Here is a 22,275-nt window from a genome sequence, read left to right on the forward strand (position 1 = left end):
CACAAACGTGCACGAGGGGGTTGTGGAGACGAAAGAATGGTTTCAATTCCTAGCTGAGCCGCGCTGAGTTGCGAAGCCAATCTACCGGCCTCGCCCAGTTTCGCGGTTGAACTACCACCCCGCCCAGTTCCGCGGCCGAACTACCATCGGGGGGTTCGGCGGGCTTACCGGCGGTAGAGCAGTTCGGCGTGGATCGCTTCCGCAGTGGCGTCGTCGATTAACCCCACTTCGTTGGCTTCCTGCGCGGTCGCTTCGGCCATGTCCATGTAGGTGCGTGCCACGCTTGCCAACCCCGCGTTGCGCAGCGCGTCCACGTGCGCGCTGATCGTACCCATGTCACCACGCACCACCGGCCCCGTCAGCCCCACTGCCCCTTCCGATAGAGCGCGTTCTAGCGCTGCGTTTAGCAGTGGTTGAATATACTCGGCGGGTTCATCTATTCCCGCTTTGCTAAGCGCTGTTACTGCTTGGGACACAATCGTCACCAGGTAGTTCGCGCCGTGCGCTAGCGCCGCGTGGTACACCGCCCGGTCTTCTTCTTCCACCACGTAGGGGGTCGCTCCCATTTCCATCACGAGGGCCTGGCCGATCGCGATTCCAACCGCGGGTGCGGTTACAGCTACGGGGCAGTTCACCAAGCGGTCCACGTCCAGCGACGTTCCCGTGAAAGTCATGGCCGGATGCAGGGCGATCGGGATCGCCCCCGCTGCGGAGGCGCCCGATAGTGCCGCTACTCCGTGCGCTCCACAGGGGTGCACCACAATCTGGTTGGCGCGCCAGACCTCCAGTTTCGCCAGCCCATCTACAACGGGTGCGATCTGGTCGTCGGGCACCGCTACAATCACCAAGTCACTAGCCGCCACCACTTGGTCCGCGTCCGTCACCCGGGCGTTGGGCAGCAGTGCCGCCACCCGATCGTTGCGCTCTTCAGATCTTGAACGGGTTACCGCCACCACTGAATGGCCTGCCCGCTGCAGCGCCAGGCCGAGCGTGGGGCCAACTCGGCCCGCACCCACAACTCCAATACGGAATCTAGCTGGCATGGCGGGCCTGCGTTTCTTGCCCAAGTTTCATCTGTTTCTCTACAACCTCAGGGCCGTCGGTAAACAGGTTCTCTGCGGGAATATCGCGCGCTGATTCAACGCGCTTACGCCACGCCTCAGGCTCTTCAACACGCCGCGCCACTCGCGCCCGCGCAGCCACTAGGGCCATAACGTTCCTCCCCACCTGCTCGTCAACGTGCGCTAAAGACTGGCTACCAGTTAGTGAAACCAAGTGGAAGTCCAGGCTCCGCAGACGCCGCTTAGTGCGCCACGGCCCGGTGTACAGTTTCACCGATTGAACCCGCGGGTAGGCAAACATAGCGAGCTTGCGCGTGATCCGCCCCGAGCGCAACGCCACCACCCGGTCGGTTAACGCAATCGCGTTGCGGTCATAAGTGATCCAGTCGAAAATCCGCGCGCGGCGCGGGCAAACTTCGTAGATTGGGCTTGGCCCACGGTCTTCGATCCCTGAACGCACAAGTTCCATCGGGTCATCGATCCCCAGGTCCGGGTACACCATCCAGACGGCACGCAGCATGTCAGACATACTGCCAACAGGTAAGAGCACGTCCCTGTCTTCCGACCCGCCTTCGCCACTACCTTGGAATCCGGCTTGGACGATACTGACTTTGTACCAGCCGAAGATCCGCCATAAGAACGGTTGCTTGATTTCTAAACCGTGGATGCGCGCCGGAGCGATTGTTTGCGCGCGGGTAGAGGTGAGCCCCGCGCGGATCCGGATACCATCTGCAGTTACGAATGCGCGGAAGTTGAAGTTTTTCGCGAAGCTTCGCAGTGGCACACCAATCGTCGCGACCCCACCGAGGACGATCCCAACGAGCTCGGACACTGCGGAGTCAAACACCGCCCAAAATATGACTGCGCTAGATAGAAACGCTATACCGATAACCAGTACGAATATCATCCCGAAGTTCACAAACAAGGATCCAAGCAGTCGCGGCCACGGCACCTCAATTATGGGCCGGCCGTCTTCTTGCCACGAATCAATTTCGACCGCGTCCGCCCCGTTGTTCGCTTGAGGCCCATTTCCTACCCCGTTGTTCGCTTGAGGTCCATTGGCCGCACCATTATCCGCTTGGATACTCGTTTGAGGGGCGTTATCCGCTTGAATACTGGCCTGAGGTCCAGCGGCCACACCATTTTCCGCTTGAGGTCCAGCGGCCGCACTATTGGTCACGCCTGCCGGCGCGTCGACGCCCTCAGCACTTTGGGTGACGCCCTCAGTACTTTGATTGGTGCCTTCAGCGCGCGTGGCAGACGCGTCTGCAGTTTTGGTGCCTGCTCGGCGCACTAGGATTTCGCGCCGAACCGCTTCCAACTCGTTGGTTTTCAGCAGGCCAAACGACAGGTTTGAATCCGCCCCACCTGCAACCTCAATGTCAATCTTGCCTAATCCAAACAGGCGCCCCACCAGTGAGTGGGTAATATTCACGGTTTGGATCCGCGACAAGCGGGCGTGCCGCTGGTTGCGCGCCAAGATGCCGTTGCGGTAATAAACCGCGTTTTCCGTAACCGCATACCCCATGTGGCGCCAACTGAAATAGCAGTACACGCCCACTATCAGCGCAATTAACAGCAGCGCACCAAGCACCACCATGACGATCTTGAGCACACTGGAGTGCTGCACTAAGCCGGAGTTAGCGATGTCCTCATAAAGGTCGTAGTTCTGATAGAGCAAGAACCCAAACAGAGCTGTGAACACTGCCCAGGACTGCGCTAGCGGAGTAATGGGGTGGAGTTTACGCCACGCGGCTTCGTCTACGCCCGAGCCGATTATTGATTCGCGTTTTTTGCGCTTCGCCATTTACAGCCCCGCCATCTCAGCTTCACCGCGAGCGGCAAGTTCGTTGCGCAAGCGCGCGGCCTCGCCCGACGGTAGCCCCGGGATTGACGCGTCAGTACTTGCAGACGCGGTGTGTAGTTCCACTTCCGCGATCCCGAAGTGTCGAGCGATCGGCCCCTCAGAAACATCTACGTACTGCAACCGGCCGTAGGGGATAATTGTTATGTTCCGAAACATGATTCCTTTGCGGATCAGCAGGTCCGATGGGCCTTCCGCATACCCAATTGCCCGCACCTGGCGCGGCACCAACCAAAACAACCATACGAACAAGGCCACGAGCGCTGCGACCGCAATCCAAATCCACCGGCTCAGGACCACTGCTAGTGCCACTGCCGGCAAGATCGTTACGGCGGCACCAATCCCCAGTGAAACCACGCGGACTTTCAAAAGATCAGGAGAAACCCGTTTGAACTCCACGTCGCTAGGATTGAAAACTTCCGTATCTGGTTGCATGCAGAATACCTTTCTGTGCGGGCGCCACAAACGCCATTAACTCTGGCAAATAGTGTTTCACAGTGACTTAAACCGCTCAAGTACACAGTTTAGGCTGTTAACGGCGGACGATACCGCACTTCTAAATGCGTAACAATGCCACGCTCCCCCACCATTTTCGAAGGCACCACTCGACCCCACAACTCGACCACACAAGAGTTCAGCGTCCATTCAGGGAGTTTTCAGCGTGAGGGTGTTGAATTACCTCATGAGCACTACGATTGACCGCGCAAACTCACAGTCGCAGACGTTTGAAGCAAAACTACTAGTTGTCGACGATGAACCAAATATCCGCGACCTGCTGGCGTCCTCACTGCGATTTGCCGGCTTCGACGTGTCCACCGCCGCGAACGGCGCCTCCGCCTTCCACCTTGCCACTACAGAAAACCCAGACCTCATTGTCCTAGACGTCATGCTGCCCGACATGGATGGCTTTACCGTTACCCGCCGGCTGCGCGACGCAGGCGTGCGCGTACCCGTACTCTTCTTAACGGCGCGCGACGACATGCAAGACAAAATCCAAGGCCTCACTGTTGGTGGGGACGACTACGTGACGAAACCCTTTGGGCTAGAAGAAGTGGTGGCACGCATCCGCGCAATCTTACGGCGCACCAAAGACACCGAGGAAGATGACGGCATCCTACGGGTCGGGGACCTAGAAATGGACGAGGACGCACACGAAGTGCGCCGCGCTGGCACTGAGATAGACCTGTCCCCCACCGAGTTCAAACTGCTGCGCTACCTCATCCTCAACGAAGGGCGCGTGGTATCCAAAATGCAGATCCTAGACCACGTGTGGGAATACGACTGGGATGGGGAAGCAGCCATCGTAGAATCATACATCTCCTACCTGCGCCGCAAACTCGCGGTGCCCGGCGCCTCTGGCGAACTAATCCACACGCGCCGCGGATTCGGATACATGCTGAGGGCTGAAAACTGACCCGGATGTGGCAACTACCAGGCATTTTCAAAACCGGGTTTTGGCGTTCAATCACGCTTCGAACCCGCCTGGTTGTACTGTTCACACTGATCCTCTCGGTAGGATTCACCCTGGCAGCCACCGCACTGCTAGGGATCTTACAAGCACACCTCGTGGGCCAAGTAGACCGGGAACTAGAAGAATCCGCGCGGCGCACCGCAGTATCCACCGCCGAGGCACTTTTGAACTCGCGCGAACCCAATATCCCCTCAAACTACTACTTCCACTTCAAAACAGTGGACGGCAGCGAAAACTCCCTAATTACCCCCGAAAGTGCAGACAGGTTCGGCGTGCCAGTAACCGGGGAACTACTGCCCATGGGCGTGTACCCCCAAGGGGCGATGACGCGGCCGGTGAAGGTACCGTCCACTAAAGACGGTTCCTCCTGGCGGGCAGTCGCGGTGCCGATCAGTGTGAACAACCAGCCCTACGGCGTGGTCACGATCGCGCTGCCGCTGACGGATACCGACGAAACCCTGGTGAGCACCGCGCAGTACTTTTTGCTGCTCGGAATCCTCATCACCGTGGTTGGAGCCACTACCTCCTACTACATGGTGCGGTTGGCGCTGCGGCCCCTCAAGCGAATAGAAACCGTGGCGAAACAGATTTCGGTAGGGAATATTTCGCAACGCATCGACCCCGAACCGGAAACGTCGGAAGTGGGGTCGCTTACAACCAGCCTGAACCGTATGCTGGCACGCATTGAACAATCATTTATGGAACGCGACGCCACGCAAGCGAAAGTGCGTCGGTTCGTGTCGGATGCATCCCACGAACTACGCACCCCGCTGGCAGCGATCCGGGGGTATGCGGAACTGTACCGCATGGGGGGCGTACCGGAATCGGGCACTAAAGACGTGATGAACAGGATCGAATCGGAAGCCACTCGCATGGGCACGCTCGTGGAAGACCTGCTGACACTCGCGCGGCTAGATGAGAAACGGGAACTGAACGTGGAACGCGTGGACCTCATGGAACTGATTCGAAACGCGTCCTTTGACCTGCGGGCCCTGGATTCCTCGCGGGTAGTGCAGGTGCTATCCCTAGACGATGGTGAAGATGCACCCGAAACTTTCTACGCGATGGTGGACCGCGATCAGATGACGCAAGTGTTCACGAACATCATCGGCAACATCGTGCGCTACACGCAAAACGGCACGCCAGTGGAGTTCGCGGTTGGGAAAACAGAGGACACACTGATTGTGGAAGTGCGCGACCACGGACCTGGCATTTCCGCTTCCGACCAAGAGAAAGTGTTCGCCCGCTTCTACCGCACCGACGTGTCGCGCTCACGTGAATCCGGTGGTTCCGGTTTGGGGCTCGCGATTGTCGCGTCCATTATGGCGTTGCATTCGGGGAAAGCCAGTTTGATGCGCACGGAAGGCGGAGGACTCACCGTGAAACTGCGTTTACCGGCCCTGCAGATCACTAACGAAGACGATCGCAGTGAACCAACCGACCCGGCATGACATGGCCGCGCGAGCGATACGTTTTTTGGGGCCCACTAGATTGTTATTAGTAAAAGGCTTACTATATTTCGGTGCTTGATTTGTCTGAATCAAAAGTGCAGCCCAAGCCGCCCGCGTGGCTTCCAAAGTCGTTTCGGGACGCGGCGGTAGCAAGTGGCGCGAGTGCAGGCCGCTCGCAGATAACAGCCGAAGCGGATCGCCTGTTAGATAAGTGGAATGCGCCGGGCCGGCATTTTCACAACGCGAAGCTGCTTGCGAAAATCCTGTCGGCCTTCGACACGATCAGTGAATGCGCGCATGATCCCGACTTGGCGCGCCTCGCGATCTGGTACGGGGGCGCGTTTTTAACCCGGTCTGTTCACGACGATGAGGCGCGGATCCAGGTGCATAAATCCGTTTGCGTGCGCGAAGTTGTAGCTGGCCTCCGCACCCTGGGGGTACCTGAGGTTGACCGGGTAGTTCAGCTGGTTTCGTACATGTTCGCGCTGCGGGCACCGCGCGAGGACACGGATGCGAACGCACTGATTGACGCGCAAATGTCGGTGCTGGCGGCAGTGCCTCAGGAATATAAGAAATACCGGGTTGGGGCCCGTGCGGAGTGCCCTGCTTTTTCAGATTTTGCGTTTGAGGTATCGCGCCGCCGGTTTGTGCTGAACCTGCTTAAACGTAAAACGATTTTCCGATCCCCCAATGCGGGCGTGTGGGAGGATCCGGCGCGGCAGAATCTGGAGGCCGAGTTGGCGAATCTAGATGCGGCGATTGCGAAGGTGGATCCGGATTTTACTGATGAACCTGCGGGCGGCGTGGTTGATGATGAGGAACCCACTTCTGGCACGCTCGTGATTCGCCGCAGTGTTAAGAAACCTCCGCGGAAAACGCGGGAAAGCAGCGAAAGCACTGAGTCTTCTGGTGGCGCTTCGACTAGCGGCAATAGGCCTACCTCCGATCGGGCGTCTGAGCAGCCAGCGAATAACCGCGATGGCGGTGGGGCGTCTGGTGATGCCTCAAAGAATAAACCTGAGGACGCGAACACGCGCGAGGCTGACGCGGGAGACCAGAGCGCATCTAGCCTCGAATCGGAACCGGACTTCTTAAAGCCAGCTCCGAAACCGCAGGTGAAACGCAAGACCGCTAAAGAACAAGCCCGGGAGTCGGCTAAGCAACAGGCTTTTAAGGAACAAGCCCGGGACTCAGCTAAGCAACAGGCTTTTAAAGAACAAGCTCGGGAGTCGGCTAAGCAACAGGGCACTGAACCGACTGGAGGACAGGCACGCAGCGAGGCAGCTAAAGAGCAGACGCGCGACTCAGAGGTGAACTAACAGGTTTTCGCTCCTGCTTTATCCACAGGAATTATGAGTGCACAACCAGGCCAGTGGGGAGGGGCGTTGGTTTGCTTCTGCGCGCACACTGGGATTGTCAGTGTTTGACTAAAGCGCAGTAAGGAGCGTTTAACATGGCAGTTTTTCAAGTAGATTCCGAAGAAGTAGCACGCTGTTCCGCGTTGGTCCGCTCGTCCGTTGAGTCGGTGCGTTCCCAAGTGCACGCCCTGATGGGTAACTTGCAGGCGTTAGAGGCGTCTTGGCAGGGCGCTGCGTCTAACCAGTTCTCCTCTGTGGTGGCGAACTGGCGGGCAACCCAAGCGCAGGTTGAGGCGTCGTTGGATCAGATTGGTTCCCAGATGTCGGTTGCGGCCGCTACCTACTCGGATGCAGAGGCGCAGTCCTTGTCTTTGTTCGCTGGGTAGGGCGAGCTGTGTCGGACTTGTCGGATGCGTCATGCCGATAGCGTTCGACAGGTAGCGTTTTTCTAGACGGTAACAACTAACAGGTAGAACTGTATACAAAAACAGTTGGGGTGCGGCTGTTATAACCGCACCCCAACTGTTCAGTTCTTCAGCAACCCCGTTTGGTCAGGCACCCAACTTCCGTTGCGCACCTAACTTACGGGTCGTCACTGTCGATTTAGTACATGCCACCCATTTCGTCAGCGCCCGCAGCAGGTGCCGGAGCCGGTGGTTCCGGCTTGTCCGCCACAATCGCTTCGGTGGTCAGGAACATGCCAGCAATCGACGCTGCGTTCTGCAGTGCCGAACGCGTCACCTTAACCGGATCCGCAATGTCAGCCTTCAGCATGTCCTCGTACTCACCGGTAGCGGCGTTGAGGCCCTGGCCGGTGGGTAGGTGCTTCACCTTGTCCACTACAACGCCACCTTCAAGGCCTGCGTTGTGCGCGATCTGGCGCAGTGGTTCAGTTACCGCTACGCGCACGATGTTAGCGCCAGTGGCTTCGTCACCTTCGAGTTTCAGCTCTTCCAGCACGGATGCAGCGTGGATAAGTGCAACCCCACCACCGGGGATGATGCCCTCTTCCGCAGCAGCCTTCGCGTTCCGAACCGCGTCTTCAATGCGGTGCTTGCGTTCTTTCAGCTCCACCTCGGTGGCAGCACCGGACTTGATTACCGCTACCCCACCAGCGAGCTTAGCTAGACGCTCCTGCAGTTTCTCTTTGTCGTACTCAGAGTCGGAGTTCTCGATCTCCTGACGGATCTGGGATACGCGCCCGTCAATCGCTTCCTTGGTGCCATCGCCATCAACGATGGTGGTCTCGTCCTTGGTCACCACGATCTTGCGGGCTTTACCAAGCACGTCCAGGTCCGCGGTCTCTAGAGACAGGCCAACGGTTTCAGAGATAACCTGGCCACCCGTGAGGATCGCCATGTCCTGCAGCATCGCCTTGCGACGGTCACCGAACCCAGGTGCCTTAACGGCAACGGACTTGAACAGGCCGCGGATCTTGTTGACCACCAGGGTGGCGAGTGCTTCACCTTCAATGTCATCCGCCACGATCAGCAGTGGCTTGGATGCCTGCATTACTTTCTCTAGCAGCGGCAGCAGATCTTTAACAGTGGAGATCTTGCCTTCTACCAGCAGCACGTAAGCGTCTTCGAGCACGGCCTCTTGACGGTCCGCGTCCGTTACGAAGTATGGGGACAGGAAGCCCTTGTCGAAACGCATACCTTCGGTGGTTTCTAGAACAGTTTCGAAGGAGTTCGTTTCTTCTACCGTGATTACGCCTTCGCGGCCAACCGTGTCCATAGCTTCCGCGATGAGACGCCCGATTTCGGCGTCGTTAGCGGAAATGGAGGCGGTAGCGGCGATCTGGTCGGTGGTCTCTACGTCCATGCCGTCTTTGTGGAGCTGCTCCACAACTTTTTCGACCGCCAGGTCGATACCACGCTTGAGGGCAACCGGGTTCGCACCGGCCGCTACGTTACGTAGACCTTCGTTCACGAGGGCCTGAGCGAGAACGGTTGCGGTGGTGGTGCCGTCACCAGCTACGTCGTCAGTTTTCTTAGCGACCTCTTTAACGAGTTCCGCACCGATCTTCTCGTACGGCTCTTCCAGGTCGATTTCTTTAGCTACGGAAACGCCGTCCTTGGTGATGGTGGGGGCGCCCCACTTCTTTTCGAGAACTACGTTACGCCCCTTGGGGCCCAGCGTTACCTTGACGGTGTCGGCGAGGGTGTTCAGCCCGCGCTCCATGGCGCGGCGTGCTTCCTCGTCGAAAGCAATCATTTTTGACATTAGTGATATTCCTCCGCTGTGCGGTTACGGCCCGTCAATGCCCGCGACGGACGACCACTATCTACACGCTCATGTCTCGCATAGCAGTGGCCTCACTGACCAGCCTTACGATTATCACTCGAACCTTGCGAGTGCTAAGTCCTAGTTTGGCACTCTCCGCCGGTGAGTGCAAGGTGGAACAGCTAAAAGGAATCGCTAACTGCGAAACCGGGTTTAGTCGCTACAGTTCCCTACCCTTGGTAGTCACCTTTGAGGATGATGATGATTCCGGCGTTCCCAACCGCACGGTCGTTGTTCTGCAAGTTAGAGATACTCAGTACCTCACCGGCATGTTTAGCAGCTTCTTCGTAGTCTTTTCCGTAGTAAATGGTGGTCTGCTCCGTAATCCAGTCGGACGCGTTACCGTTACTTACCTGGGTGAAACCGTCGTCGCTGAGTTTGCCGCTAACTTGCGCGGCGAGCCCGTTTCGCCCAGTGCCGTTCAATACGGATACTGGGAAGTCTTTATTTATGGGTTCTTCAGATGGTTTCTGCTCTTCGGAAGGCTCCGGGGTGGGGCTGGTTTCTTCCTTGGGGGTAGTGCTCGCTTCAGGCGTGGCGGAGGCGGATTGGCTCACCGTTGGTTTCGGTGTTTCCGCTTCTTTTTTTGGCCCGGATCCAGTTACGAACCACGCTGCCCCCCACGCGAGTAGGGGCACTGCGATTACGACAAGTAGAAACGGCAGAACCGTTTTCCACTGCGATGGACGCGCGCGGTGTGCACCCGTGGGGACGTTCTTGCCCGCTTCGTCAAATTCATCTTCTGGATACTGATGAGCACTCATGGATTTCACACTACCGGGTTTGCTGGCTTGGTAGCTACGACGCGCCGATTTCGAAACCACGTTTGGATTGGTTGGCGCAGATTATGTGACCGGTTATGTAACAGGTCATGTGACCGGCAATGTGAGGACAGCCGGGCGGGTAATGCAAGTTTGGCGGAATGAGCAACGTGGTTTGCGGGTGAACGCGTGAGGTGGGGAGCGGGTAGGGTTGGGTTGTGGCTAGTGTGAAACCGTTGTCTGAGTTGATTGACCCGGGTTGGGCTCGTGTTTTAGCGCCGGTTGAGCCGGTTATTCACCAGTTGGGCGATATGTTGCGTGAGGAAGTGCGTGCTGGTAACCAGTATCTTCCTGCGGGTACGGATGTGTTGCGCGCATTCACGTATCCGTTTGAGGAAGTAAAAGTGCTGCTGGTTGGGCAGGATCCTTATCCGACGCCGGGGCATGCGATGGGCCTGTCGTTTTCTGTTAACCCGGGGGTGGCTTTGCCCAGGTCGCTGGTTAATATTTATGCGGAGTTGGAGTCGGATTTGGGGATTGCGCCGGCGAAAACTGGGGATTTAACGGCGTGGTCACGCCAGGGCGTGTGTTTGTTGAACCGGGTGCTTACGGTGCGGGCGGGTGCGCCGGGGTCGCATCGGAATCGTGGTTGGGAGGATGTGACTGAGCTTGCTATCCGCGCCTTGGTTGCGCGTGAGCAGCCTTTGGTGGCGATTCTGTGGGGTAACGATGCGCGCAAGTTGAAACCGTTATTGGGTGGTGTGCCGTGTGTTGAGTCGGTGCATCCTTCACCGCTTTCGGCGCGCCGCGGGTTTTTTGGCTCCCGCCCGTTTTCTAAGGTGAATGCGTTGCTTGAAGAGCAGGGTTGCGATCCGGTTGATTGGCGTTTAGAGAAGTAGGAGGGTTATTTTGAGCAAATCACCAGTAGATGCGGATGCGGTTGCATCCGGTGTGGGTCGTTGGGCTCGGTATGTGGCGATTGGGGATTCGCTTTCTGAGGGCCTGTGGGATCACTATGAAGATGGTGCGCTGCGTGGGTGGACGGACCGGTTGGCGCAGAAGCTTTCAGCTAGACGTTTAGACGCGGGGTTACCGGCGTTGCAGTATGCGAATTTGGCGATTCGCGGCAAGAAGATCCGTCCGATTCTTAACGACCAGTTGCCTGAGGCGTTGCGGATGGGTGCGGATCTGGTTTCGATCACAGCTGGTGGTAATGACGTGTTGCGCCCGAAGGTGAACGTGGCGGAGTTGGTTAACCGGTTAGAGTTGGCGATTGTGCGTGCGCGTGAGGCGGGCGCGGACGTGTTGTTGGTTGCGAGTGCGGATCCGAAGGGTTCACCGTTGTTGGAGCTTACGCGGGGCCGGGTGGCGGCGTTTAATTGCGCGATTTGGAGTTTGGCGCGCCGACATGGTTGCAGTGTGGTGGACATGTGGGGTTTGCGTGGTTTGAAGCGTTGGTCCGCTTGGAATGAGGACCGGCTTCATATGAGCCCGCAGGGCCATGAGCTGGCTGCGGAGGCTGCGCTTGTTGGGCTGGGGTTGGAACCTGATGACCCTAGTTTTGATGGGCCGAGGACCCCGTCTTCTTCTAATCCGCTTTCGAATCCGCTAGCGAGTGCCGCTGGTATGGGTGCGGGGCGGCGGCCTTCGGACCGGGTTTGGTTGCGTAAGCATGCGATCCCGTGGGCGCAGCGGCATTTGAAGGGGCGTTCTTCTGGGGATGGTCGGAGCGCAAAACGCCCTGATTTGGTGGAGATTTACCCGTGACCGGTTAGTTTCAATTTGTAGATGCAGTTGAGCATTCTTAGATTCCGCGTAAGCGGTAGGCATTTCAATTGCGTGTAGTGCGTAAGAATCGGCTGGTGGGTTTGTTTCCCACCAGCCGATTTTCCTCTTTTTTACTGTGCGAGGAACACTGTTTTGTTATCCCGAGGTTCTAGCGACGGCGTCGGCGTGCAGTCAATGCTGCACCTGTGCCCACAAGAATCGTTATTCCTGCCAAAGCTGCAGGTATCGTAATCTCAACACCTGTGCGGGATAGCTTGGTCTTTTTACCTGGTTGATCCTTCACCGTAGTTGTGCCCGGCTTATCCTGGTTAGAAGTCGGCTTATCCGGTACTGGTGCTGGAGTCGGCTTGTCCGGTTTAGGCGCGGGTTCGCCTGGCGTAGATTCAGACTGCTCCTTAACCGTTACCGGTACTTCAACCACACGCGAGGACCCATCGGGGAACGTGACCTTCACCTTACCCGTGTACTCACCAGGCTTGTTCACATCCACCACACCCTCAGGCGTGATGTCCTCAACCTTCGCACCCTCAGGCAAGCCAGTAACATTGTCCGTCAGATCAACCTGATCACCCTTATGAATAACCTCAGGAACAACCTGCTCATCCTTCACCACTGGCACCGGGGTGATGGTCCCAGCTTGGACACGGTCCTTAACCGTCACCGGTACTTCAACCACACGCGAGGACCCATCCGGGAACGTGACCTTCACCTTACCCGTGTACTCACCAGGCTTATTCACATCCACCACACCCTTGGGCGTAACATCCTCAACCTTCGCACCCTCAGGCAAGCCAGTAACATTATCGGTCAGATCAACCTGATCACCCTTATGAATAACCTCAGGAACAACCTGCTCATCCTTCACCACCGGCACCGGGGTGATGGTCCCAGCTTGGACACGGTCCTTAACCGTTACCGGTACTTCAACCACACGCGAGGACCCATCGGGGAACGTGACCTTCACCTTACCCGTGTACTCACCAGGCTTGTTCACATCCACCACACCCTCAGGCGTGATGTCCTCAACCTTCGCACCCTCAGGCAGGCCAGTAACATTATCGGTCAGATCAACCTGATCACCCTTATGAATAACCTCAGGAACAACCTGCTCATCCTTCACCACTGGCACCGGGGTGATGGTCCCAGCTTGGACACGGTCCTTAACCGTCACCGGTACTTCAACCACGCGGGAGGACCCATCCGGGAACGTGACCTTCACCTTACCCGTGTACTCACCAGGCTTATTCACATCCACCACACCCTTGGGCGTAACATCCTCAACCTTCGCACCCTCAGGCAAGCCAGTGATGTTATCCGTCAGATCAACCTGATCACCCTTATGAATAACCTCAGGAACAACCTGCTCATCCTTCACCACCGGCACCGGAGAAATAGGCAAGCCAGGAATAACCTCGTTCACGGTGACAGCCGCCGAGGCGGAAGCTGAGGTTTCTTCCACGGGCCTGGTCAGCGTAATGTCGCTGTCAAAGACTGGTTTCGCGTGTCCCGAAATAACCACGAACTTGAACGTTAGTTTATCCCCAGGTTTAAGAAAGAAGGGAGCAGGCGCTTTATACGATGCTAAACGGTATTCACGTGGCGCTGCCTCATTTTGTATCTCGATTTTCTTGCTGCCAGTTGTGCCATTTCGGTTAGTTACAATTCTTGATGTGACATCTGTTGGCACCTCATCGCGCTCACGAGTAATTTTAAAGACTCGTTTCTCTTGCACAGTACCCATGTCATACCGAAGCGGTGACTCATCAGCTAAACTACCGTCTTTAAGACGAGGTGCTGAGGTGAAAAAGGTCCAATCCGTCAAAGCCGCACCGTACGCGCCATCTGGGATGGTAAACGAATCCTCAAATAACCAACTTGAGAGTTTTACGCCGTTGACTGCAGAATTGGTATTAAGCCAAGTGACTTCCTTTGACCCTTGCTGAACATACGCGTACGCAACCCTGCCTTGCTTCGCTTCCGCTTTACCTTTAGCAACCGTGCCTGCGGTAGCGTTACTGCTTACAGTTGCAGGAATCGTCGCAGTTATTTCACTGGGAACAGTGAAGCGGGTACCAACAACTTCAAGTTTCGCATCATGATGCTCGTTATAGTGCGCAACAGCCTTAGGATTGTTTGGCTCCAATTTCTCAGAATACGGAGTGCCGAATGTAGCCTTCCAACAGTTGTCACCGTCTTTTTGCACCGAAGTTGGTTTTGCGTCAGCACCAAAATTATCCGCCGACAGCTCCGCGTCAAATGGTGCGTTCGGATCCTGGCACACATCAACAGTCAACCAGCGCTGCAGTTCACGCTCCTCGTCAATTGCTTGTTGAGGGGTGACCTTCAAATTGTAATTAAACTTTTCGCCCGGAATAACGTTGTAATTATCGTTATCATCGGCTTCAACATCAGTCCCCAACTGTGCTTTCACATCAAACGGGGCTGAATCACGATCATCAACTTCATTAACTTTCACCGGTGAATCCGGCGGAAGTTCCTGCAAAGTCGCAGCTGACGCCATTGTCGGTAAAACCATTGCGGTTACCGTGGCAAGAGCTAGCAGCGATCTATACTTCTTGCGCACTTAAAAAAATCCCTCTCGAACGAAATTTGGGTAAACAAAACCCCAAACACTAATTACTGTATAAGCAGTACAAGGAATACACAACCAGCCCGAAGGTCCCACACGACTATTTGTGATATTTTTATCTGAAACTCACCAGACATCGTACCTTACACAATAGATGACAACTACCAAATCAAGTTACCCACCCACATCACCCACAAAAAACTATTCAAGCTTTAGGTGTATTTATCCCCTATTTGGCTTTACCACGATACGGCTGGGCCATTGGTCCTTTTTGATTAAATATTTAATCAGCAAATGTTCTATAACTACAGGCCACCTACCTTCTGGTCTTATCACCCGGCCTTCCGTGCCGGCCACCGCGCATGAGGTGCCTTAGCACGCTAGGTTGGAAGGGAGGAGTTGAGAGGAGCTGACCATGACGGTCAACGTTAAAGAACTGATCAATCGTGTCCCAACCGGCCTGCTAATCAATAATGAGTGGGTCGATGCGAAAAATAATGAAACTTACGAGGTAACTAATCCTGCTACCGATGAGGTCCTGGCTGAACTGGCTTCTGCAGGCGAGGGTGATGCGCGCGCAGCCTTAGACGCTGCGTGTCAGGCGCAAGCCGACTGGGCTCGCACCTCCCCGCGTGAACGCGCTGACATTTTGCGTCGCGCATTTGAGTTAGTGCATGAACGCGGAGAGGAATTCGCTGCCCTCATGACCCTAGAAATGGGGAAACCACTTTCGGAAGCGCAAGGGGAAGTTACGTACGGCGCGGAATTTTTGCGTTGGTTCAGTGAAGAGACCACGCGTCTTTACGGGCGCACGGCCACTTTGCCTGAGGGCGCGTTGCGGATGGTGACGCGGCGTAAACCCGTGGGCCCGTGCCTGCTGATCACCCCGTGGAACTTCCCCCTGGCGATGGCTACCCGCAAGGTAGGGCCCGCCGTTGCTGCGGGATGCACGATGGTGTTGAAACCGGCGAAACTAACGCCACTTACAGCTCAGTATTTTGCACAGACAATGCTGGATGCGGGCCTGCCTGAAGGCGTGTTGAATGTCGTGTCTGGAAAGAGCGCATCCGCGATCTCCACGCCTTTGATGGCGGACAAGCGGCTGCGGAAAGTGTCATTCACCGGGTCCACTGCCGTGGGACGCACCTTACTTAAAGCTGCTGCCGACAACGTTTTGCGCACGTCCATGGAGCTGGGTGGCAACGCTCCGTTCATAGTTTTTGAAGACGCGGACATCGACCAGGCGGTTGCCGGTGCGATGGGTGCGAAAATGCGTAACATCGGGGAGGCCTGCACAGCTGCGAACCGGTTCTTGATTCACGAGTCCGTCGCAGATGAGTTCACTGAAAAACTCGTGAGCGCCATCAAAGCCCTGAAAGTTGGTAACGGCATGGAAGAAGGGGTGACGTGCGGGCCACTCATCACCTCAGACGCCGTAGAAAACATGGAAGCCCTGGTGAAAGACGCGGTCGATCACGGCGGGAAAGTACTGGTAGGTGGCAGCCGAGTAGATGGTGCCGGAAACTTCTTTGAACCCACCGTGTTGCGCGGCATGGACCGGGGCGCACGCGTGTTCCAAGAGGAGATTTTTGGCCCCCTGTCCCCCATTTTCACGTTCAAAACAGAGTCTGAGGTAGTGGCTGCTGCTAACGACACGGAGTACGGTTTGGCCTCATACGTCTATACGGAAAACAGCGACCGCATGTGGCGGCTGGCCGACAGTTTGGAATACGGGTTGATGGGCTACAACGCGGGCGTGATCTCGAACGCAGCCGCACCGTTTGGTGGGGTGAAGCAGTCGGGCTTGGGCCGCGAGGGCGCAGCGGAAGGAATCGAAGAGTACACGTCCGTGCAGTACATCGGGGTGCGCGACCCCTACGCAGGCCAATAGGGCCGAAGCGAGCGCGCCCCACTTACTAGCCGGGGAGTGTGTGAAAACGCTTGGGCTTGCTTCGAGCGCGCGAAGCAGGGTCCCCCGGAAGAGCGTGCGAAGCGAAGTACCCGGAAGAGCGAAGCAGCGCAGTAAAAAGGTAACTAGCGGGTTCATAGGAGGTTACGTTTGCCGGTAGGTTACTGCGCGTAGGCTATCTGCCCGCCCGTTGTGCTGACACCAATGGGCGGGCAGTTATAGCATTCTTATGTCAATAGTGCAGCCAAGAATTAATAACTTGTAGTCAACCGGATTGAAAGTGTTGCCATGCATTTGCTTAGACCAGTTACCGCGTTGCCACTGGCGGCGTCGCTTGTTTTCGCGTTTTCCAGCCCGCTCGCAGTTGCAGCCGAACCTTCTGAAACACCCGATTCGACTTCTGAATCTTCCGACCAGGCTTCTGAATCCCCCGAGCAGGCTTCTGAATCCCCCGACCAGGCTTCTGAAACGCTGCTAATTAGTGATATTCAGACCTCTCCGAAAGATTATGAGGGCAAACAGGTCACCACTAGTGGTGTAGTCACTGCCGTCTTGGAAGGCCGAGGTGGGTTCACCATTCAAATGCCTACCAGTGCGGTGCCAAGCGGGTACGGGAACTCGCAGGCAGTGTTCGTAAAAGTCAGCGCCGATGGGGCGGATAAGGCAACCGCTGTAGCGGACGTGAAGGTTGGTGACGCAGTTACGGTTACCGGGCAGGTGGATGTTCCGGGTGGCCTCACTACCCTCATGGCAAATAATGTGGAAACTACCGCGCGTAATCAAAGCAACTTGGTTACGGTACTGCAAGTGCCAGCGCCAAAAACGGACGCTGACGCGCAGAAGCTGCAGAGCATGGCGATAACCCCCAAGGGAACGTTCCGGCTGGCGGATTCCTTCCCGTTAACGAGCGTGGGGCAGCTGATTTTAACGGATGGTGATAAGCCACCGGTGCAGCCCACCCAGATGGGACGGCCTGGTTCACAGCAGGCGAAAGCCCAAGCAGAGTACAATACGGCGCACCGCGTGGTTATTGACGATGGTAGCGATGCCGTGTTCGACTCGAATAATGACCAGGCGGAAGTAAAACCGCCAAAGCAGCTACCGTTCGTGGGCAGCGACTGGAATAGTGGCCCCACTTTGGGAGCCGAAGTGAGCTTCAAGACCCCCGCGATCGTCGCGCGCGCCGATAAACAGTGGGTGCTTGACCCAACCGAATCCAACCCCGCGACAGATGAGTTTGTTAGTTTCACAAAAGTTGCGGAAGCAGAACCCGCGGACGTGGGTGGGAACCTCAAAGTCGCTACGTTCAACGTGTTGAACTACTTCACCAGCCTCGGTGTGGACGCCACTGACACCGATGAGGATGGCAAGCCTCTGTGTTGGCCCACGATGAACCGGTGGGATCAGTCGGTTCCGGTGGCTGGGAACTGGGATTGCCCGCGTCGCGGCGCATGGGACAAAGCGGGGTTGAAACGTCAGGAAGACAAGATTGTTGCGGCCATTAACACGCTCGGACGCCAGGGCGCAGCGGTGATTGCGCTACAGGAGATAGAGAACGACCCGCTTTTCCAAGACGATCCTAACCAGAGCCTCAAGCAGTTAGTGAACGCGTTGAACCAAGCGGATTCGACTCAGGGGTGGAGCTACGTGCCCACCCCGAAGGAAACCCCGAAATACGGGGCGAAAGATATGATTCGCCAGGCATTCATTTACAAGCCTGCACAGGTAAGTTTAGTGGGGAAAGCGAAGTATTTAGATGACGCGGCGTACCAGTCGGCTGCGGATGCGCGCGCTCCGATTACTCAGGTTTTTGAGCACAAGATAACAAAACGGCGGGTACTGGTGATTAATAACCACCTCACGTACAAGGGTGGCACCGTTGTGGGTGAAGACAATAAGAATCCCGGTGACACGCAGGGCCCGGCGTACGACACCGGTCGTAATAATGGGGACCGCACGCGTCAAGCAAAGGCATTGGCCAGGTTTGCGCAGCGGGAGCAGGCGAGTTCTAAAGCCGATTTCACGCTGCTGGTTGGTGACTTTAACGCGTATTCTGGGGAGGATCCCATCCAGGTCCTCAAAGACTCCGGGTACGCGGATCTGATGAACACTACTGAGCATGCTTCGAAACGTTCCATGACGGATTGGGCGGAGTACACGTATTCGTATGGGGGCATGCTCGGTTCGCTGGACCACATTATGGTTTCGAAAGCCGGGATGGGGTTCTATGCGGGCCACGATATTTGGACTGCGAACGCGTATGAGAGTCAGGCGCGCGAGTACTCGCGGTACATGGCGACCGGCACGGACTACTACCGGCCGAATGTTTTCCGCGCGTCAGACCACAACAGTGCGATCATTGGTTTCAACCTGAGCAAGAAGGCGGATGCGGAGAATCCGGACGTCCCTAGCACAGGTAACCCGGATAAGCCGGGTTCGCAGGATCCTAACCAGCCCGGTTCCGGTGGCCAGTCTGGTTCCGGGAGCCAGTCTGGTAATAAGCCTGAGGGCGGCAATGCGTCTGAAAACCATGCGGGTGGCCACGTGAACAATGGTGGGAAGATAGCGAAGACCGGTGCGGATGTGGCAGCTGCGGTTGCGCTCGGTCTGCTAGCTGTGGCTGCTGGTACTGGGCTGCTTGCCTTGAAACGCCGCAAGCACTAAGCGAATCGTGGCAGGGCGGCTTTTGCTACGGAAACGAGTTTGCGATTAGCCGCTCTGTCCGTTCAGGCTGGCTTGCAATTGGCTGTTTTCACCAGCTTTGAACGGAGCTCTTTTCGATGAAACAACTTTTAGGAGTTCAAAGACCCAGGCTATTTCTTAGTCGCCTCGGCATAGAGCTGGAAAAGCAGCTGCACAATCTCTTCTTCACTAGCGCCATCCGGTAGCCCGTATGCGCGTTCGACAAGCTCATCCAGGCGCTGGTGGGCCTTAGTCAGATCTGCATACAGCCACGAATTATCTGGGTCATAGAGATCCGCGAGCGTGGCGCCATCTGCTAGATAAGGCTTGCGGGCATCAATGACGCCCTGGGCGGCGCCAGTGATCTCCTCGCGCTGAGTATCGGTAACAGTAGGGAAAACGAAGTTATTATAAACAATGGTATTCGCGTATCTGTAGTCACTTTTTAGACGCCCACCAACCACGCGCATCCAGGCGTTATGCACCCTAGACATAAGCATCCCAAAGATGAACCGCGAATCGGTCGGCACAAAATACAACATATTCCCCGGAATCATGCCGTTATCCACGAACCCCATGGGAATATAGTCGCGCCGCTCGGAAGAAACTTGCGGGACGCCGATATAAGGCCATCCAACGAATTTTCCAGCGGGCCTAAAAATATGTGGTCTATCCGCGAGCTTATAAGCATCACCCGTTTTTATTTGGGCCAGTCGGTATCCTCTACAGCTTTGCACGTAATCCCGAACATGCGGCAGCTTATTTAGCTCTGACGGAGTAATCTCCGGTAGCCACAGGCAGTAGCGGTCCTTACCGTTGATAAATTCCGCGCCCATCGAGAACGGACGAATCCACTTTTCTGCCTGCGGCTCGGCGGCTAGAAGCTCCTCGCGCTCCTCAGGGGAAAGAATAAGGTTGCCACCATCGGCTGGCTTAAAGCCTTGAGACATCGCGGGAACATCACAGACCGGGTTTCTTCGCCTCGTGATAAACACGTCCGGGGCTTCCGCTAAGTACGCGTTGATGTGCTCCGGGTGGCTCGTCTCAATGAGCGTATCTGCCCGGTAGGTAAACAGCTTTTTATCGCTGCGCTCCACAAAGCTAAACCCAACGATCACTACGTGCACGGCCGCTGGGTCCGCCGAATCTGCCCGCCACCTGAAGGTCCGGTGCGCAAAATTAATCACCACGCCGCGATCCATCAAGGGCTCCCACAGTGGTTGTACCTGCTGGCCCTGAGTAATCGAGTTCGTCGACACCAGGGCCGCCTGGGCCGTTGTTCCTTCCATATAGTCGGCCGCCAGGCGATACCAGCAGGCAACATAGTCAAGATTGCCGCCCTTTTTACCGAATACGCGCGCCCGGTCCGCCTTCTGCGAGGCCGTCAGCCGCGAATAGCCAATAAACGGTGGATTCCCAATTAAATAGGAACACTTCTCCGGTGCCAACACCTGCTTCCAGTCCAGCTCTAATGCGTTCGCATGCACAATATTCGGACTGTTCTTTAAGGGCAGGCTCTTCATGCCCTCCTGGAGGACAATCTCCGTTTCTTGATCCGCCTGCAGCTTCGCAATCCACAGCGCCGCCCGGGCAACGGCGACAGCAAAGTCGTTGACTTCGATGCCGTAAAACTGGCTGGTTGTCACCTTAATGGGCGATTGACCAACCTGATCAAACACCAAAAAGGTCTGGTTCTGCGCCAACTCAGAAATAACCTTATTTTCTAGCCTGCGCAAACTGATATACGTTTCGGTTAGGAAATTCCCACTCCCGGCGGCAGCATCGAAAAACGTCAACGACGCCAGCTTTTCTTGATACTTCCGCAGCCGATTGTGTCGCGCCCGGTCCCCTAGCTCGGGATCATGCACAATCTGCTCTAATTCCGCGCGTAGATCATCAAGGAACAGTGGGTCAATGACCCGGTGGATATTCTCCGGGCTCGTATAGTGCATCCCACCTTCATGCCGGGTTTCCGGATTCAGTGTGGACTCAAAGACACCACCAAAGATCGTCGGGGAAATATGGGACCAGTCCACACTCTCCGAGACCTCAGTGACTAAAAACTCCTTAATCTCTTCGGTAAAGTTCGGGATCTCCACCTCGTGGTCTGCAAAAAGACCGCCGTTGACATAAGGAAATCCGTCGAAAGACTGCACGCTATACGGGTCCCGTTTCGCATCTGGGGTGTCTAAGTACTCAAATAAATCATTCAAAGCAACCCGAATCCGCGCAGTCGAAGAAGCCTTAATGTAACGCCCAAACGCCCCGTGTTTAAACAACCCCGCGTCCTCTGCGTACAAGCAGAAAACTATCCGCACTAGCAACACGTTCAAGCTGTGCTGTGATGCCGGCGCATCCGGGTCAATATACTGCCCACGCAGCATACTGTGGAGCTGACCGATCTTAGCGCCGGCTGTTAAAGACACCGCCTTTTCACGGCGCGCACGCTGCGACTGTGGATCGACCAGGAACGATAAAAGATACAGCTGCTCAGGCAGTTCTTCCAGTAAGAACTCGTCGTAATTATTAGCAGGGTCAACGTCGTTTAAGCTATGGATCCGAAAGGATTCGAAGTTGCACACGATAATCGTGTCTGGCCGCTGCGAATTAGGCTGCGCATCCGCATACGCCTTCGCCTGTTCAAATGGGGTGACCATCCGGCCTTGCCGCAGCTCCGGCTTATCCAAATCAATACCAGCGGATTTTTGCTCAATGAACGTTTTCGCATCTGGGATGAGCGCATCAATCCACCCGTTCTTCACAGTACGGGATTCAAACAGTACAGAGGTGGTGACGGATTCCATGCCAAGCACGTTCGCGCATAAGTCCAGCCAAAAAGAATGCGTATCCGATTTCTCAAAACCACGCCCACGCCAACGATGAGCAAAATCCGCAGCAGCTGCACGTGATGAAAACGGCATCCCATACCTCGCAAAACCTGAAACTAGAACGAAACAAGCATAGCAGCAGCTGCTAAAAGTGGATGTTTAGCGACCCATTTTGATACAGGGCTTGGGGTGGGTGCGTTTGTGGGAGAGGTGGGTGCATTTTCCG

General features: G+C 56.1%; 15 protein-coding genes. 8 read left to right on the forward strand and 7 right to left on the reverse strand.

The window, feature by feature from the left end; genetic code table 11:
• Positions 1–164 precede the first annotated feature (164 nt).
• From QS713_RS08210 to QS713_RS08220, 3 genes are read right to left on the reverse strand one after another with little or no spacing between them, the layout of a single operon-like run.
• Positions 165–1,043: a Rossmann-like and DUF2520 domain-containing protein gene (locus QS713_RS08210; RefSeq protein WP_376779580.1), complete on the reverse strand. Its 879-nt coding sequence runs from the start codon at positions 1,041–1,043 to the stop codon at positions 165–167.
• Positions 1,033–2,868, reverse strand: a complete 1,836-nt coding sequence (locus QS713_RS08215) for a PH domain-containing protein (protein ID WP_313274361.1) — start codon at positions 2,866–2,868, stop codon at positions 1,033–1,035. Before QS713_RS08215 ends, QS713_RS08210 begins: the two co-directional genes overlap by 11 nt.
• A complete protein-coding gene (locus QS713_RS08220; protein ID WP_313274364.1) occupies positions 2,869–3,360 on the reverse strand; it encodes a PH domain-containing protein in 492 nt (163 codons plus the stop codon).
• 247 nt (positions 3,361–3,607) lie between these two features.
• Between QS713_RS08220 and QS713_RS08225 the strand changes: the two genes are divergently transcribed.
• From QS713_RS08225 to QS713_RS08240, 4 genes are all read left to right on the forward strand, one after another.
• A complete protein-coding gene (locus tag QS713_RS08225; RefSeq protein ID WP_313274394.1) occupies positions 3,608–4,339 on the forward strand; it encodes a response regulator transcription factor in 732 nt (243 codons plus the stop codon).
• Positions 4,340–4,344: 5 nt separating this feature from the next.
• Positions 4,345–5,847, forward strand: coding sequence for a sensor histidine kinase (locus QS713_RS08230; protein WP_313274367.1), 1,503 nt, complete (start codon positions 4,345–4,347; stop codon positions 5,845–5,847).
• Between the two features lie 71 nt (positions 5,848–5,918).
• Positions 5,919–7,166: an HD domain-containing protein gene (locus QS713_RS08235; RefSeq protein WP_313274369.1), complete on the forward strand. Its 1,248-nt coding sequence runs from the start codon at positions 5,919–5,921 to the stop codon at positions 7,164–7,166.
• Between the two features lie 134 nt (positions 7,167–7,300).
• Positions 7,301–7,591, forward strand: a complete 291-nt coding sequence (locus QS713_RS08240; protein WP_102216698.1) for a WXG100 family type VII secretion target — start codon at positions 7,301–7,303, stop codon at positions 7,589–7,591.
• A 217-nt stretch (positions 7,592–7,808) separates the two neighbouring features.
• On the opposite strand, the gene groL is transcribed toward QS713_RS08240, so the two are convergent.
• Together groL and QS713_RS08250 are read right to left on the reverse strand one after the other, a co-directional pair.
• Positions 7,809–9,431 (reverse strand): chaperonin GroEL, encoded by a 1,623-nt coding sequence (gene groL / locus QS713_RS08245; RefSeq protein WP_313274371.1) that lies wholly within the window; start codon positions 9,429–9,431, stop codon positions 7,809–7,811.
• Between the two features lie 230 nt (positions 9,432–9,661).
• Positions 9,662–10,255: a LytR C-terminal domain-containing protein gene (locus QS713_RS08250; RefSeq protein ID WP_313274373.1), complete on the reverse strand. Its 594-nt coding sequence runs from the start codon at positions 10,253–10,255 to the stop codon at positions 9,662–9,664.
• Positions 10,256–10,470: 215 nt separating this feature from the next.
• Here QS713_RS08250 and QS713_RS08255 point away from each other — a divergent pair, with 215 nt between their 5' ends.
• Both QS713_RS08255 and QS713_RS08260 read left to right on the forward strand, forming a co-directional pair.
• Positions 10,471–11,151, forward strand: a complete 681-nt coding sequence (locus QS713_RS08255) for a uracil-DNA glycosylase (protein WP_313274375.1) — start codon at positions 10,471–10,473, stop codon at positions 11,149–11,151.
• A gap of 10 nt (positions 11,152–11,161) precedes the next feature.
• Entirely contained in the window at positions 11,162–12,019 is an 858-nt protein-coding gene (locus QS713_RS08260) for an SGNH/GDSL hydrolase family protein (protein WP_313274378.1), read from the forward strand.
• 169 nt (positions 12,020–12,188) lie between these two features.
• Here the strand turns inward: QS713_RS08260 and QS713_RS08265 are convergent, their stop codons facing one another.
• A complete protein-coding gene (locus QS713_RS08265; RefSeq protein WP_313274380.1) occupies positions 12,189–14,576 on the reverse strand; it encodes a Rib/alpha-like domain-containing protein in 2,388 nt (795 codons plus the stop codon).
• A 469-nt stretch (positions 14,577–15,045) separates the two neighbouring features.
• Between QS713_RS08265 and QS713_RS08270 the strand changes: the two genes are divergently transcribed.
• Together QS713_RS08270 and QS713_RS08275 are read left to right on the forward strand one after the other, a co-directional pair.
• Complete coding sequence (locus QS713_RS08270; RefSeq protein ID WP_313274383.1) at positions 15,046–16,521, forward strand: NAD-dependent succinate-semialdehyde dehydrogenase; 1,476 nt, start codon at positions 15,046–15,048, stop codon at positions 16,519–16,521.
• A 306-nt stretch (positions 16,522–16,827) separates the two neighbouring features.
• On the forward strand, positions 16,828–19,203 hold the full coding sequence (locus QS713_RS08275) for an ExeM/NucH family extracellular endonuclease (protein ID WP_313274385.1): 2,376 nt from the start codon (positions 16,828–16,830) through the stop codon (positions 19,201–19,203).
• Positions 19,204–19,352: 149 nt separating this feature from the next.
• Here the strand turns inward: QS713_RS08275 and QS713_RS08280 are convergent, their stop codons facing one another.
• The gene (locus QS713_RS08280) at positions 19,353–22,142 is read right to left on the reverse strand and encodes a class I SAM-dependent DNA methyltransferase (protein WP_313274386.1); all 2,790 of its coding nucleotides are present in this window, start codon (positions 22,140–22,142) and stop codon (positions 19,353–19,355) included.
• Between the last annotated feature and the right edge of the window lie 133 nt (positions 22,143–22,275).

Origin of the sequence: Gleimia hominis, from assembly GCF_032085515.1 — a bacterium.
Taxonomy (GTDB): Bacteria; Actinomycetota; Actinomycetes; order Actinomycetales; family Actinomycetaceae; genus Gleimia; species Gleimia hominis.